This window comes from Streptomyces sp. Ag82_O1-12 (assembly GCF_900182715.1).
Lineage (GTDB): Bacteria > Actinomycetota > Actinomycetes > Streptomycetales > Streptomycetaceae > Streptomyces > Streptomyces massasporeus.
In genome coordinates this window covers 6619900-6634619 of sequence record NZ_FXUW01000001.1, presented here as the reverse complement: position 1 = coordinate 6634619, position 14720 = coordinate 6619900, and the positions used below count along the sequence as shown (strand labels likewise).

Sequence of the window (14720 nt, the reverse complement as noted above, 5' to 3'; positions counted from 1 at the left end):
CCTGCGGAGCGACCCCCTCCGGAAACGTCCTGAGGCAACGGCGCGACCGGCTCCGATGATTCCTTCAACCGCATGTTCGAGCGCGACAAGGACGACCTGCGCGAACTCGGGCTGGTCATCGAGACCGTCGAGAACCTCGACGGCCGAGCGGCTGATGAATCTGGCGCTGTGTCTGCTCGGGACACGCCGGCCGCTCCGCAAGCGTGAGCTGCGCGACTCCATCGAGGCCTACGTCGAGGCCTCCGGTCCGTAGACCTCCCCCCACCCTTTCGCCCGAGCCGTTTACATCTCCGCCGCCGGGCGCTAACTTCCGCAACAGGCGGGGTGGGAGCGCTCCCATCACGGTGGACCGGAACCCGCCCTCGAGTCGCTCCCATCCCGCGCATCCAGGCGCACACATCCGCAGGCCCGACACCCCCGCGAACGGATGATGCTGTCATGATCCTGACAAGAGAGCCGGGAGGATCCACGATGCCCCGATTAGCGCTCCCCACCCGGGCCAGAGCCCTCTTCCTCGTGCTGGTCTCCCTCCTCGTCACCTTCCCGGCCCTCGGCCTGGTCATGACGGCCGGTGGTGAGGCGGAGGCGCACGGCACCCCCATGAAGCCCGGCAGCCGCACGTTCCTGTGCTGGCAGGACGGGCTGACCGACACCGGTGAGATCAAGCCGGTCAACCCCGCGTGCCGCGGCGCGCAGCAGGTCAGCGGCACCACACCGTTCTACAACTGGTTCTCGGTGCTCCGCTCGGACGGCGCCGGCCGCACCCGGGGCTTCGTGCCGGACGGCGAGCTGTGCAGCGGAGGCAACACCAACTTCACCGGGTTCAACACGCCCAGCAAGGACTGGCCGCTGACCCATCTCACCTCGGGGGCGACGGTCGACTTCTCGTACAACGCCTGGGCGGCGCACCCGGGTTGGTTCTACGTCTACATCACCAAGGACGGCTTCGACCCGACCAAGACGCTCACCTGGAACGACATGGAGGCCCAGCCCTTCCTCTCGGTCGACCACCCGCCGCTGAACGGCTCCCCGGGGACGGTCGAGGCCAACTACTCCTGGACCGGCAAGCTCCCGGCCGCCAAGTCGGGCCGCCACATCATCTACATGGTCTGGCAGCGCTCCGACAGCCAGGAGACCTTCTACTCCTGCTCCGACGTCGTCTTCGACGGCGGCAACGGCGAGGTGACCGGCATCAAGGAGCCCGGCAACCCGTCCGAGCCGGTGCCCGGCACCTGCACGGCCACCCGCAGGACGACCGGCACCTGGAACGGCGGCTACCAGTCCGAGGTGACCGTCACCAACACCGGCACCGTCCCGATGCTCGGCTGGATGGTCGACTGGACACTCCCGGCGGGCCAGAAGGTCGAGAGCCTGTGGAGCGGCAGCGCGACCTACAACGGCCAGGCGGTGATGGTCCACAACGCCAACTGGAACGGCTCCCTGGCCCCGGGCAAGAGCGCGACGTTCGGCTACGTCGTCTCCGGTTCGGGGGCTGAAAGCACGAGCAGCCCGCCCTGCCGGGTGGGCTGAACCGTCGTACGGGGCGGGCCCGGTGACCCGAAGGTGTTGATCACCGGGCCCGTCGTGCCGTACGGCCGTATCGGCCGGCAAACACCGGCCACTTACCCCTTCCAGATCTTGAGCGCATAGGTTGGCCGCCATGACGGAGGGGGCGAAGGCCGCGGCCGAGTCGGCGGCCACGAGCGAGCAGACCAGCGGGCGGCAGCCGGCGCGCGACGGCACGGCAGAGAAGGGCGGGCCGGCCCGTTCCGCCCTGCTGATGGCACTGGGCACGGTGGTGTCCCGTGCGTCGGGCCTGATCCGGCAGGTGCTTCAGGGGGCGGCGCTGGGCACAGGGCTGCTGGCGAGCACGTACAACACGGCGAACACCGTGCCGACCAGTCTGTACACCTTGGTGATCGGCGGCGCTCTCAACGCCGTGCTGGTGCCGCAACTGGTCCGGGCGCGGGCCACCGAGGCCGACGGTGGACGGGCCTACGAGCAACGGCTGGTGACGCTCGTGCTGTGCGTGCTGGCCGCGGGGACGGCACTGGCCGTATGGGCCGCGCCGCAGATCGTGGGCCTGTACATGCGCGACACCGCGGACAGCCACGAGGCGTTCGAACTGACCGTGGTGTTCGCCCGGTTCCTGCTGCCGCAGATCTTCTTCTACGGCCTGTTCGGCATCTTGGGGCAAGTGCTCAACGCCCGGGAGAAGTTCGGCGCGATGATGTGGACGCCGGTACTGAACAACGTCGTGCTGGTCGGCATGTTCGGCGCGTATCTGGGGCTGATGACGGTCCCGGACCGGGTGGAGGACATCACCGCGACACAGGTGCGGCTGCTGGGGCTGGGGACGACGGCCGGGATCGCGGTGCAGGCCCTTGCGCTGATCCCTTTCGTGCGTGCCACGGGCTTCCGGTTCCGGCCGCGCTTCGACTGGCGGGGCACCGGCCTGGGCAAGAGCGTCCATGCCGCGAAGTGGACACTGCTGTTCGTCCTGGTCAACCAGGTCGCGCTGACCGTGGTGACGAACTTCGCCAACGCCGCGGACCAGGCCCTGCCGGATGCCGGTGCCGGATACACGGCCTACATGTACGCCCAGACCATCTGGATGCTGCCGCAGTCGATCGTGACCGTCTCCCTGGTGACGGCGCTGTTGCCGCGGATGAGCAGGGCCGCCGCCGAGGGCCGGGTCCCCGAGCTGCGGGCCGATCTCTCACGGGCGCTTCGCGCCTCCGGTGTCCTCATCGTGCCGGCCGGCTTCCTCTTCCTGGCGCTGGGCCCCTGGATAGCGACGCTGCTGTTCGCCCACGGTGCGGCCGACGCCGCCACCTCCCGGCCGCTGGGGCAGATGCTCCAGGTGTTCGGGCTCGGGCTGATCCCGTTCTCGGCGCAGTACCTCCTCCTGCGAGGTTTCTACGCCTTCGAGGACACCCGCACCCCGTTCTTCATGGCCACCTGGATCGCCACCGTGAACATCGCGCTGGTCACCGTCTGCCACCTGCTGCTGCCGGCGCGCTGGGCGGTGACCGGCATGGCCGGCGCCTACGCCCTGTCGTACCTGGCCGGGTTGACCGTCACGGCGCGGCGGTTGCGCGGGAGGCTGGGCGGACGCCTCGACGACGGGGAGCTTCGGCGCACGTACACGAAGCTGCTGTGTGCTGCCGCTCTCGCCGCGGGGCCGGCCTGGGGCACCGCACGGGCCTGCACCGCCTCGCTGGGTACGGGCATCTGGCCCACCGCGGTGAGTCTTGCCGCGGGGGCGGCCGTGCTGGCGGCGGGATACCTGGCCCTTTGCCGCCTGATGAAGGTCGGTGAGCTGCGCGGTCTCGTCGGCCGGCGGTGACGGTCGCCTGGTGATCTCGATCTCCGTGCGGGTCGTGTGGGCCGTGCCGTGCCGCGTCAGTTCGGCCGCGCGGCGTCCCGGCTGCCGGGCTGCGTGAGCGGAACCCGTCGGAGACGTCGGCCGAGCCGGCCAGAGCGCCCCATATGTCGCTGTTATCCAGGTGTGCGAAGCTGTTGTTGGGTGCCCTGCCGCTCATGAGCGGCGTGGATCCGCCATGGGAGGCGCGACCCCGCGCCGCCGGTCCCGTGCCCGCGTCGTCGTCGCCTGAGTTCCGGGGACTCCCACCTGCCGGTGGCTGCGGCATGGACGGGAGGTGGATGCGGACATGCCCCATCACGGCGATGCCCGGGCCGCGGTCCCCGGTCTTCGGGCGCCGGGGAACGGGGGCACCGATCCGCCTCGTCCCGCTCCGGAGACGGCCGCGCGAGCGCGGCTGCTGGCATTCGCCGGGGTGACACTGGCGGCGGTGTACGTGCGCAGTGACGACGGCGCGGAGCTCTGCCTGGTGGAGTCGGCCGGGGCCGAGTCCGAGCAGCGGTATCAGTTGCCGGGGCGGGTGGCGGTCTCGGATTCCGCGGGAGCTCCGGGCGCCGGGCCGAGCGCCTCCCCCGGGGCGGAATCACCTGCCGCTCCGCACGGCGCTCCCACCTCGGTGCCGTCGGGCCCGACCGGGTCGCAGGGCGGTTGTCCGGCCGTCGTCGAGGCGTTTCTGCGCGGGCGGGCCGTGTGGCTCGCGGGTGTGGTGCTACCCGGGCGAGAGGAAGCAGCGACCGCGGCCGTCCCGCTGGGAGCGCTGCCGCTGGGGGCCGCGGGCGGGTGGCTGGGCTGTCTCGTCGTGGTGGGAGAGGCCGGCGAAGGGTTCGGCGCCGAGCAGCGGGAGTTCCTGGAGCGCTACGCCGAAGCCGTCGCCGAGCGGCTGCGCGGCGAGGCCGACCGGTCGGCGCCCGCACCGCTGCTGGATTCGGCCCTGCGCGCCATGGGGGTCGGGTCCTTCGCCCTGTCGCCCGGCACCGGGCTGGTCGAGACGGATCCGGCGCTCCTCGAACTCGTCGGCATCCCCGAGGGCGGTTTCGACGGCAAGACCGACACCCTGCTCTCCTGCAGCGTCCCGGAGGACGTCCCCGCGCTGATGTCGGTCATCGAGCCGTCCGCTCAGACCCCGGGCCGCCGTGAAATGGAGTTCCGGATCCGCCGGCCGACCGGGGAACTGTGCTGGCTGCGGCTGAACTGCCGCGTGCTGAAGAGCCCCGACGGCGCCCCTGAGCGGGTGCTGGGCGTGGTGAGCGCGGCGCCGGTGCTGCGCCGCAGCGCCAGCGACGTCGCCCGGATCCAGTGGCTGACGGCCGCGCTCGACGACGCCACGACCGTGCGGGACGTCAGCCGTGTGGTGGTCGCCGCGCTGCGCGAGCCGCTGAGTGCCGACCGGGTGGCGCTCGCCGAACTGCTGGAGGACCGGCTGGCGGTCACCGTGCTCGATCCGCCGAGTGCCGGTGCCTGGCCGGAGCTGTGGCGGCGCGAGTGGCGCTCGGAGTGGCCCGACGCGCCGGTCACCGCTCTGCCCACGCTCCAGGCGGCGCTGCGGGACGGGCGGATGAGCCTGTGGCCGGCGGGTTCCGTGCTGGAACCCGGGCTCGCGGGGATCGGCCCCGGCGGTCTCGCGGTGCTGCCGCTGCCGGCCAAGAGCGGGGTGGCGGGGGTGTGCCTGGTCGGCTGGGACACCCCGCACGAGTTCGCCCCCGAGGAGCGGGCCCTGCTGACCGCGACCGCGGGGCTCGTCGGGCAGGCCCTGAAGCGCGCGCATGCCTACGACGCCGAGCAGGAACTCGCGACGATGCTCCAGCGCAGCCTGCTGCCGCGCCGGCTCCCCCGGCTGCCCGGGGGCACCGCGGTGGCCCGCTATCTGCCGGCCCGGCGCGGGCTCCAGGTGGGCGGCGACTGGTACGACGTGATCGCACTGTCGGAGAGCAAGGTGGCCCTGGTCATCGGGGATGTGCAGGGGCACAGCGCCGGCGCCGCGACGATCATGGGCCAGATGCGTACGGCGGTCAGGGCGTACGCCGTCGAGGGGCATCCGCCGGACGTGGTCGTCGCGCACGCCAACCGGCTGCTCGTCGGCATGGAGACGGACCTGTTCGCCACCTGCTGCTACGTCGAGCTCGACATGGAGGAGGGCAACGCGCTGTTCGTGCGGGCCGGGCATCTGGCCCCGCTCGTACGGCATCCCGACGGCAGCACCGCGGAGATCGCCGTCGAGGGCGGGCTCCCCCTGGGTGTCCTGGCGGACGCGGAGTTCCCGCTGACGGCACTGGCGCTCGCCCCGGGCTCGGTGCTCGCGCTGGTGACGGACGGCCTGGTCGAGTCGGCGGACCTCCAGGTGGACGAGGGCATGCGGCTCGTCCGTCTGGCGCTCGCCGCGGCCGACCCCGCCGACCCCGGGCGGATGGCCGACGCGCTGCTCGGCGAGGACGGGCGCCGTGAGGACGACGTGGCGATCCTGCTGCTGCGCTACGACGGGATGCGGGTGCGGCCGGTGCGGGCGGGCTGGGTGGTGTGGCGGCTGCCGGACGCGGTGATGCACGCCCGCAGGTTCAGTGCGCGCACGCTGCGTTCGTGGGGCATCGCGGCCGAGGCCGACACCGTCCTGCTGGTGGTGTCGGAGCTGGTCACCAACGCGCTGGTGCACACGCAGGGCGCGGTCCGGGTGGAGCTGACCCTGGCGGCGGACCGGCTGCGGGTGACCGTGAACGACTCCTCGCCCCGGGCGCCGGCCAAGCCGGTGGTCGTGGACTGGGAGTCGACGGGCGGCCGCGGGCTCTTCCTGGTCGAGGCCGTGTCGGCGGCCTGGGGGTCGGTGCCGGTGGGCGGCGGCAAGCAGGTGTGGAGCGAGATCGTCGTCACCCGCTCGGAGCGGGAGACGGAGGACGGCGAGGAGCCGGACGACGAACCGGAGGCCGAGCCGGAGGAGGAGCGGAAGCCGGGCCGCGGCTGGGGCCTGGGCCGCGACCGGAGCTGGGGGCTGGGCCGGAACCGGGACCGCCGCAGGGCCCGCGAGCAGGGCCGGCACCGTGACGACGACCGCGCGACGGACCGGGACGACGACCACGCCACGGACCCCGACGGCGGCTCGGCAGCGGACCTCGACCCCGACGGCGGCTCAGCAGCGGACCTCGACCCCGACCACGCCACGGACCGCGACCCCGACCCCGAGCGAGCGCCGAGCCGCAGCCGCGAGCGGGAGGCGGGCCGCAGGGGCGAGCAGGCCGTGGGGCTCGACCGGGCCATGGAGCACATCGGCAACAACGTCGCGGACCCTCCCCCGTCCTCGCCCCGGGACCGGACCCACGAGGGAGGCACCTGATGCGTGGCCTTGGTCTGCGCGGCGTCGCCGGGCTGCTGGCGGTCCTCTTGGCCGTCTCCCTCGCCGGGTGTACCGACAGCGGAGGGGAGAGCGAGGGTGAGCTGACCATCGGGCTGCTGCTGCCGAGCCGTGCCGTGCCCCGCTGGGAGAAGTCCGACAAGCCGCTGATCGAGAAGCGGGTGAAGGAGCTGTGCCACGTCTGCACGGTCGTGTACGCCAACGCCGAGAACGACGCGGCGAGCCAGCGGCAGCAGATGAACTCCATGATCACCCGGGGGGTCTCGGTCCTGGTGCTGGACGTCGTCGACCCGAAGGCCCTGCGCTCGTCGGTCCGCGCGGCACAGCGCGAGGGCATTCCGGTGGTCGCCTACGACCGGCTCGCCGAGGGGCCGATCTCGGGCTTCGTCAGCTTCGACGGCGCCCAGGTCGGCAGGCTCCAGGGCCGTGCGCTCCTGAAGGGCATGGGTGCCCGGGCCGACGGCGGCGGCGTCGTCATGATGAACGGCGACCCCTCCAGCCCCAACGCCGCCTGGTACGAGGGCGGAGCCCGGTCCGTCCTCCAGGACGAGGTGCGGATCCTGAAGTCGTACAGCACCCTGGGGTGGCGCACGGAGAACGCGCACGACCACATGTCCGCCGCGATCAGCGCCCTCGGCCCGAGCCGGATCGACGGGGTGCTCGCGGCCAACGACTCGATCGCGGCCGGTGTCGTCTCGGCCCTCAAGAGCGCCGGTGTCTCGCCGCTGCCCCCGGTCACCGGGCAGGACGCCGACCTCGACGCCGTGCGGCGCGTCGTCAACGGCGAGCAGTACATGACCGTCTACAAGCCGTTCCGGCTGGAGACCGAGGCGGCCGCCGCGATGGCCGTCGCCCTGGCGCGCGGCAACGACATCGACGCCCTGGTCACGACGAAGGTGGACAGCCCCACGACCGAGGACGTCCCGGCGATCCTGCTCACCCCGACCGCCGTGACGCGCGAGACGATCGGCCGGACGCTCGTGCGGGACGGCGTCTACACGATCGACCAGATCTGCACTCCGAAGCTCCGTCCGGCCTGCGACCGGGCCGGGCTCACCCGGTGAGCGAGGTGGTTCCCGTGGCCCATCCCCCCGTACTGGCGTTGCGCGGCATCACCAAGCGCTTCGGCGGTGTCCAGGCGCTCGTGGACGTCGACCTCCAGGTCCGGGCCGGTGAGGTCGTGGCCCTGGCGGGCGACAACGGAGCCGGCAAGTCCACGCTGGTCAAGGTGATCTCCGGGGTCAGTCCCGCCGACCGGGGCATCATCGAGTGGGAGGGGCGCCCGGTGCAGGTCAAGCGCCCGCACGACGCCCACGCCCTGGGCATCGCGACCGTCTACCAGGACCTCGCCATGTGCGACAACCTGGACGTCGTCGGCAATCTCTTCCTCGGCCGCGAGATCGATCGGGTGGGCGTACTCGACGAGGTCGAGATGGAGCGCCGGGCCCGCGATCTGATGCGCGCCCTGTCGATCCGCATCCCCGACGTGCGGATGCCGGTCGCCGCGCTGTCGGCCGGGCAGCGGCAGGCCGTGGCGATCTCCCGCTCGCTGATGGGCGCGCCCAAGGTGCTGCTGCTCGACGAGCCGACCGCCGCGCTGGGCGTGGAGCAGACCAGCCATCTGCTCGACCTGATCGAGGGGGTGCGCGACCGCGGGATGGCGATCATCCTCATCAGTCACAACATGGGCGACATCAAGGCCGTCGCTGACCGGGTCGCCGTGCTGCGGCTGGGCCGCAACAACGGTCTGTTCGACGTGAGCACCGTGACCCAGGAGCAGATCATCTCCTCGGTCACCGGGGCGGCGGACAACGCCGTGGCCCACCGTTCGAAGGGCGACGAGGAGGCGTGGCCGTGAGCCGCGGCGGGCCGCACGGGGCCGGCGGGCCGGCCGGGCCGGGCAGCGCCGGGCCGGTCACCACCGGGCGCGAGCCACGCGCCGCCCGCGGCTGGCAGGACAGCGTGCGGGAGTACGTCCGGGACCTCCGCGGTGGTGTGCGTGACGGCGAGCGGGGGCCGCTGCTGGTCATCGCCGGTCTGATCGTGATCTGGATCGTCTTCCAGGGGCTGGACGACAAGTTCCTCTCGCCGCGCAACCTGTCCAACCTCAGCGTGGACATCGTCGGGACCGGGCTGGTCGCCGTCGGCATCGTGTTCGTGCTGCTGATCCGGGAGATCGATCTGTCGGTCGGCTCGGTCAGCGGCCTGGCGGGGGCGGCGTTCGCCGTGCTGAACGTGAACCAAGGGGTGCCGGAGTGGCTGGCGGTGATCGTGGCGGTGGCCGCGGGCACGGCGGTGGGCGCCTTCCAAGGGTTCTTCCACGCCTGGCTCGGCGTGCCCGCGTTCGTGGTGACGCTGGCCGGGCTGCTGATCTGGAACGGTCTGACGCTGTACCTGCTGGGGGCGAGCGGCACGATCAACATCGACGAGGAGGGCCTGGTCGCCTCACTGACCAGCCGGCACTTCGGCAACGACCTGGCGGCGTACGCGGTCGCGGCGCTCGGCACGGGCGGGTACTTCCTGGCCGCCCGCCGCCGGCTGAGCCGCCAGCGGGCGACCGGGATGCCCTACCGGCCCGGGGGTGAGATCTGGTTGCGCACCGGGCTCCTCGCGGTGGTCGCCTTCGCCGGGGCCCACACCCTCAACCGGTTCCAGGGACTGCCGCTCGCGCTGCTGATCTTCCTGGTGGTCCTGGTCGTCTCGGACTACGTGCTGCGCCGCACCCGCTACGGGCGGCGGGTGTACGCGCTCGGCGGCGGGGTCGAGGCGGCGCGGCGGGCCGGCATCGGGGTGGAGCGGGTGCGGGTCGCGATGTTCATGGTGTCGGGGACGCTGGCCGCGTTCGGCGGGCTGTTCGTGGCGTCGGGGCTGACCTCGGCGAGCCCCACGACGGCACGGGCCGCCGGTTCGGGGATGCTGCTGATCAACGCGATCGCGGCGGCCGTCATCGGCGGGACGAGCCTGTTCGGCGGGCGGGGCTCGCCCTGGTCGGTGCTGCTCGGTGTGGTGGTCATCCAGTCGATCGCCTCGGGCATGGGCCTGCTGGGGGTCCAGGACGCCGTGCAGTTCATGATCACCGGTGGGGTGCTGCTGGCCGCCGTGGCGGCCGACGCGCTGTCGCGGCGCGCTCAGGCCAGACGCGGCCGACCTTGACCGCGGACGCGGCCGACCCTGAGCGCAGGCACGCCGGAAATTCACTCATTTAATACTCTTCTTACGAAATGCCTAACACATGGCAAAGGTGGGTACGGGCCGAGATGTCATGAAACGCAGCCGCCTCACCCAGGCGGCCGTGGCTCTCACGGCCGCCGCCGGTCTGGTCCTCGCGGGGTGCGGTGAAGCCGATCTGCCCGGCGGCGAGGAGCGGACCGGCCTCCGTGTGCTCGCGACGGACGTGCCGCAGATCCAGACCCTCGAGAGGCTCACCAAGAAGCACTTCACGGCGGAGACCGGCATCACCGTCGACTACACGCTGCTGCCGGAGAACGAGGCGCGGGAGAAGATGAACCGCGAGTTCGCCACCCAGGCCGGCACCTACGACGTGGCGAGCGTCAGCGCGTACGAGGTGCCGATCTACGCGGACAACGGCTGGCTCGCCCCGCTGGACTCCTATGTGAAGGCCGACGCGGACTTCGACCAGGACGACGTCTTCCCGAACCTGGTGTCCTCGCTGACCGGGGAGGACGGCAAGCTCTACGCCGAACCCTTCTACGGCGAGGGTTCCTTCCTGATGTACCGCAAGGACCTCTTCCGCAAAGACGGGCTGACCATGCCGCCGGACCCGACCTGGGAGCAGGTCGCCGACCTCGCGGCCCGGGTCGACGGCTCCGAGGGCGCGAGCGGCATCTGCCTGCGCGGCCTGCCCGGCTGGGGCCAGAACCTCGCCCCGATCAACACGGTCGTCAACACCTTCGGCGGCGCCTGGTACGACATGGACTGGAACGCCCGTCTGACCTCACCGGAGTTCAAGAAGGCCGTCGGGTTCTACGTCGACCTGCTCCGCACCCACGGCCAGCCCGGCGCCGAGCGGATGGGCGTGCTGGAGATCCTGGACCGCTTCGTCGAGGGCAAGTGCGCCATGATGTACGACGCCACGTCGCTGGCCTCGTCGATCGAGGCCGACAGCTCCTCGGTCAAGGGCAAGGTGGGCTACGTCCCCGCCCCGCACGACAGGACCGCCAAGGCCGGCTGGCTGTGGACCTGGGCCTGGGGCGTCCAGCAGGCCTCCGAGAACAAGGACGCCGCCTGGGAGTTCATCTCCTGGGCCTCCTCCAAGGAGTTCCAGGAGCTGGTCGGCCAGGAGGTGGGCTGGACCTCGGCGCCCGCCGGGAACCGCATGTCGCTCTACGAGAAGCCCGAGTACCAGCAGGCTGCCGGGGCCTGGTACCGGCAGGAGTTCAGGGCGGCGACGGACTCCGCAGACCCGAAGAACCCGGGCGTCGGCCCCCGCCCCTACGACGGCATCGGCTTCCTGGGCATCCCCGAGTTCGCCGTGCTGGGGACGGCGGTCTCCGAGCAGATCGCCGCGGCCATCGCCGGGCAGCAGTCGGTGGACGCGGCCCTGGACAAGTCCCAGGACCTGGCCCGGGCCGCGGCGGCGAAGTATCGCGACGGGTGACCCGCCCACGCCGCCGAGAGGGGGCGGGCCGCGTGAACGGCGCGGGCCGCGCCCCCGGTCACCCGGGAACGCGGCCCTCGAACTGCCGTCGCGGTCCGCTTACTTGCGGATCAGGTTACTTGCGGATCAGGCTGCGCAGCACGTACTGCATGATGCCGCCGTTGCGGTAGTAGTCCGCCTCGCCGGGGGTGTCGATGCGGACGACCGCGTCGAACTCGACGCCGGTGTCGGTGGTGACCTTCACCGTGCGGGGGGTGGTGCCGTTGTTGAGCTCCTCGACGCCGGTGAAGTCGAAGGTCTCCTCACCGGTGAGGCCGAGGGACGCGGCCGACTGGCCCTCCGGGAACTGCAGCGGCAGGACGCCCATGCCGATGAGGTTCGAGCGGTGGATGCGCTCGTACGACTCGGCGATGACGGCCTTGACGCCGAGGAGCGCGGTGCCCTTGGCGGCCCAGTCGCGGGACGAGCCGGAGCCGTACTCCTTGCCGGCCAGGACGACCAGCGGGATGCCGGCGGCCTGGTAGTTCTGCGAGGCGTCGTAGATGAACGACACCGGCGCGTCCGCCTGGGTGAAGTCGCGGGTGTAGCCGCCCTCGGTGCCCGGCGCGATCTGGTTGCGCAGGCGGATGTTGGCGAACGTACCGCGGATCATGACCTCGTGGTTGCCTCGGCGGGAGCCGTAGGAGTTGAAGTCACGACGCTCCACACCGTGCTCGGTGAGGTACTTGCCGGCCGGGGTGTCGGCCTTGATGGCACCGGCCGGGGAGATGTGGTCGGTGGTGACCGAGTCGCCGAGCTTGGCGAGCACACGGGCGCCGGAGATGTCGGAGACCGGGGTGGTCTCCATCGTCATGCCCTCGAAGTACGGGGGCTTGCGCACGTAGGTGGACTCGGCGTCCCACTCGAAGGTGTTGCCGGTCGGGATCGGCAGCGCCTGCCACTGGGCGTCGCCCGCGAAGACGTCGCTGTAGGACTTGGAGAACATGTCCTCGCCGATGGCGTTGGCGACGACCTCGTTGACCTCGGCCTCGGTGGGCCAGATGTCCTTCAGGAAGACCGGGTTGCCGTCCTGGTCGGCGCCCAGGGCGTCCTTGGTGATGTCGACCTTCATGGAGCCGGCGAGGGCGTAGGCCACGACCAGCGGCGGGGACGCCAGGTAGTTCATCTTGACGTCGGGGTTGATGCGGCCCTCGAAGTTCCGGTTGCCGGAGAGGACCGAGGTGACCGCGAGGTCGTGGTCGTTGACGGCCTTGGAGACCTCCTCCGGCAGCGGGCCGGAGTTGCCGATGCAGGTGGTGCAGCCGTAGCCGACGAGGTTGAAGCCGACCTTGTCGAGGTACGGGGTCAGGCCCGCCTTCTCGAAGTAGTCGGTGACGACCTTGGAGCCCGGGGCGAGGGTGGTCTTGACCCACGGCTTGCGGGTCAGGCCCTTCTCCACCGCCTTCTTGGCCACCAGCGCGGCGGCGACCATGACGTACGGGTTGGAGGTGTTGGTGCAGGAGGTGATGGCCGCGACCGTGACCGCACCGTGGTCGATCTCGTACGACGTGCCGTCGGGGGCCGTCACGGTGACCGGGTTGGACGGGGCGCCGTTCGGGGCGACGGCCGGGGCGTCGGAGGCCGGGAAGGACTCCTGGCCGGCCTCGTCCACGGTGTCGACGTAGTTGCGGACGTCCGTCTTGAACTGCTCGGCGGCGTTCGCGAGGACGATGCGGTCCTGCGGGCGCTTCGGGCCGGCGATGGAGGGGACGACCGTGGAGAGGTCGAGCTCCAGCTTCTCGGAGAAGTCCGGCTCGGCCTTCGGGTCGAGCCAGAGGCCCTGCTCCTTGGCGTACGTCTCGACCAGCGCGAGCTGCTGCTCGCTGCGGCCGGTGAGCCGCATGTAGTTGATGGTCTCGTCGTCGATCGGGAAGATCGCGGCAGTGGAGCCGAACTCCGGCGACATGTTGCCGATGGTGGCGCGGTTGGCCAGCGAGGTGGCGGCGACGCCCTCGCCGTAGAACTCGACGAACTTGCCGACGACGCCGTGCTTGCGCAGCATCTCGGTGATCGTGAGGACGAGGTCGGTGGCGGTGGTGCCGGCCTGGAGCTCACCGGTCAGCTTGAAGCCGACGACGCGCGGGATGAGCATGGAGACCGGCTGGCCGAGCATGGCGGCCTCGGCCTCGATGCCGCCGACGCCCCAGCCGAGCACACCGAGGCCGTTGACCATGGTGGTGTGCGAGTCGGTGCCGACCAGGGTGTCCGGGTAGGCCTTGCCCTCGCGGACCATCACGACACGGGCCAGGTGCTCGATGTTCACCTGGTGGACGATGCCGGTGCCGGGCGGGACGACCTTGAACTCGTCGAAGGCGGTCTGGCCCCAGCGCAGGAACTGGTAGCGCTCCTTGTTGCGGCCGTACTCCAGGTCGACGTTCTGCTTGAAGGCGTCGTTCGTGCCGAACTTGTCGGCGATGACGGAGTGGTCGATGACCAGCTCGGCCGGCGCCAGCGGGTTGATCTTCGCCGGGTCGCCGCCCAGCTCCTTGACGGCCTCACGCATGGTCGCGAGGTCCACGACACAGGGAACGCCGGTGAAGTCCTGCATGATCACGCGGGCCGGCGTGAACTGGATCTCCTGGCTGGGCTGGGCCTGCGAGTCCCATCCACCGAGGGCACGGATGTGGTCGGCGGTGATGTTCGCGCCGTCCTCCGTGCGGAGCAGGTTCTCCAGCAGGACCTTGAGGCTGTAGGGCAGGCGAGCCGAGCCCTCCACCTTGTCCAGCCGGAAGATCTCGTACGACTCGTCGCCCACCTGCAGCGTGCTGCGGGCGTCGAAGCTGTTCGCCGACACGACAGTCTCCTTCATTGATGTGCGCGTACCACCACGATCCTGCCGCCACGGCATCTTGGCCGATCCGCTAAGGTAAGGCTAAGTTAGGTAACCCTTACCAGGGTGGCGGCTGGGGTGCTCTCTCGGCAGATATCTCGATGTCGAGATAACTCTAGTACACGAGCGCCGGATGGTCATGCCCCGGCGCCCGCCGAGCGGTCATGCGCGCCCTTTTCCCGGGTATCCGAACCGGGTACCCACGTACGACATCCACGCAAGACGGAGGGGAGACAGGGCATGCCGCTCACGTTCCGCAAGAGTTTCCGGATCCTTCCGGGGGTGCGCCTGAACATCAACAAGCGCTCCTGGTCCATCACCACCGGCGGCGGAAAGAACGGCCCGCGCCACACCCGCAGCAGCACAGGACGTCGTACGACATCGATGGATCTGCCCGGACCTTTCGGATGGCGGCGCACCACGAAGGCGCGTCGACACTGAGCCCGCCGGGCGGGCTTGACGTCCCGTCACCCGTTCGGACTCCCCGGCCGGGCGGCATCTCATATCT

At 71.2% G+C, this 14720-nt stretch carries 9 protein-coding genes and 1 pseudogene; 9 read left to right on the top strand and 1 reads right to left on the bottom strand.

Going from position 1 to position 14720, the window contains the following annotated elements; translation table 11 throughout:
* Positions 1 to 48 precede the first annotated feature (48 nt).
* The 8 genes and pseudogenes from QOL88_RS30345 to QOL88_RS30310 form a co-directional block, all read left to right on the top strand.
* Positions 49 to 198: pseudogene (locus QOL88_RS30345) on the top strand (WYL domain-containing protein); the annotation flags it as partial.
* Positions 199 to 471: 273 nt separating this feature from the next.
* Positions 472 to 1530 carry a lytic polysaccharide monooxygenase auxiliary activity family 9 protein gene (locus QOL88_RS30340; RefSeq protein ID WP_097221462.1) on the top strand — a complete coding sequence of 353 codons (1059 nt, stop codon included), beginning with the start codon at positions 472 to 474 and terminating at the stop codon, positions 1528 to 1530.
* Between the two features lie 130 nt (positions 1531 to 1660).
* The gene (gene murJ / locus QOL88_RS30335) at positions 1661 to 3349 is read left to right on the top strand and encodes a murein biosynthesis integral membrane protein MurJ (protein WP_097221461.1); all 1689 of its coding nucleotides are present in this window, start codon (positions 1661 to 1663) and stop codon (positions 3347 to 3349) included.
* A 466-nt stretch (positions 3350 to 3815) separates the two neighbouring features.
* Positions 3816 to 6707 carry a SpoIIE family protein phosphatase gene (locus tag QOL88_RS30330; protein WP_441349297.1) on the top strand — a complete coding sequence of 964 codons (2892 nt, stop codon included), beginning with the start codon at positions 3816 to 3818 and terminating at the stop codon, positions 6705 to 6707.
* A complete protein-coding gene (locus QOL88_RS30325) occupies positions 6707 to 7789 on the top strand; it encodes a sugar ABC transporter substrate-binding protein (protein WP_097221460.1) in 1083 nt (360 codons plus the stop codon). The genes QOL88_RS30330 and QOL88_RS30325 overlap by 1 nt, the downstream gene beginning before the upstream one ends.
* 14 nt (positions 7790 to 7803) lie before the next feature.
* Positions 7804 to 8583: an ATP-binding cassette domain-containing protein gene (locus tag QOL88_RS30320; RefSeq protein ID WP_283445911.1), complete on the top strand. Its 780-nt coding sequence runs from the start codon at positions 7804 to 7806 to the stop codon at positions 8581 to 8583.
* Positions 8580 to 9878: a sugar ABC transporter permease gene (locus QOL88_RS30315; protein ID WP_373559315.1), complete on the top strand. Its 1299-nt coding sequence runs from the start codon at positions 8580 to 8582 to the stop codon at positions 9876 to 9878. The genes QOL88_RS30320 and QOL88_RS30315 overlap by 4 nt, the downstream gene beginning before the upstream one ends.
* Before the next feature lie 109 nt (positions 9879 to 9987).
* Positions 9988 to 11343: an ABC transporter substrate-binding protein gene (locus tag QOL88_RS30310; protein WP_097221457.1), complete on the top strand. Its 1356-nt coding sequence runs from the start codon at positions 9988 to 9990 to the stop codon at positions 11341 to 11343.
* Between the two features lie 115 nt (positions 11344 to 11458).
* Here the strand turns inward: QOL88_RS30310 and acnA are convergent, their stop codons facing one another.
* The gene (gene acnA / locus QOL88_RS30305; protein ID WP_097221456.1) at positions 11459 to 14176 is read right to left on the bottom strand and encodes an aconitate hydratase AcnA; all 2718 of its coding nucleotides are present in this window, start codon (positions 14174 to 14176) and stop codon (positions 11459 to 11461) included.
* Between the two features lie 276 nt (positions 14177 to 14452).
* Here acnA and QOL88_RS30300 point away from each other — a divergent pair, with 276 nt between their 5' ends.
* Complete coding sequence (locus QOL88_RS30300) at positions 14453 to 14653, top strand: DUF4236 domain-containing protein (protein ID WP_030838640.1); 201 nt, start codon at positions 14453 to 14455, stop codon at positions 14651 to 14653.
* Positions 14654 to 14720 lie beyond the last annotated feature (67 nt).

Excerpts from the sequence above, each read along its gene's own strand:
- QOL88_RS30340 (WP_097221462.1), top strand. The coding sequence starts at position 472 with ATGCCCCGATTAGCGCTCCCCACCCGGGCCAGAGCCCTCTTCCTCGTG.
- murJ (WP_097221461.1), top strand. The coding sequence starts at position 1,661 with ATGACGGAGGGGGCGAAGGCCGCGGCCGAGTCGGCGGCCACGAGCGAG.
- QOL88_RS30325 (WP_097221460.1), top strand. The coding sequence starts at position 6,707 with ATGCGTGGCCTTGGTCTGCGCGGCGTCGCCGGGCTGCTGGCGGTCCTC.
- QOL88_RS30310 (WP_097221457.1), top strand. The coding sequence starts at position 9,988 with ATGAAACGCAGCCGCCTCACCCAGGCGGCCGTGGCTCTCACGGCCGCC.
- QOL88_RS30300 (WP_030838640.1), top strand. The coding sequence starts at position 14,453 with ATGCCGCTCACGTTCCGCAAGAGTTTCCGGATCCTTCCGGGGGTGCGC.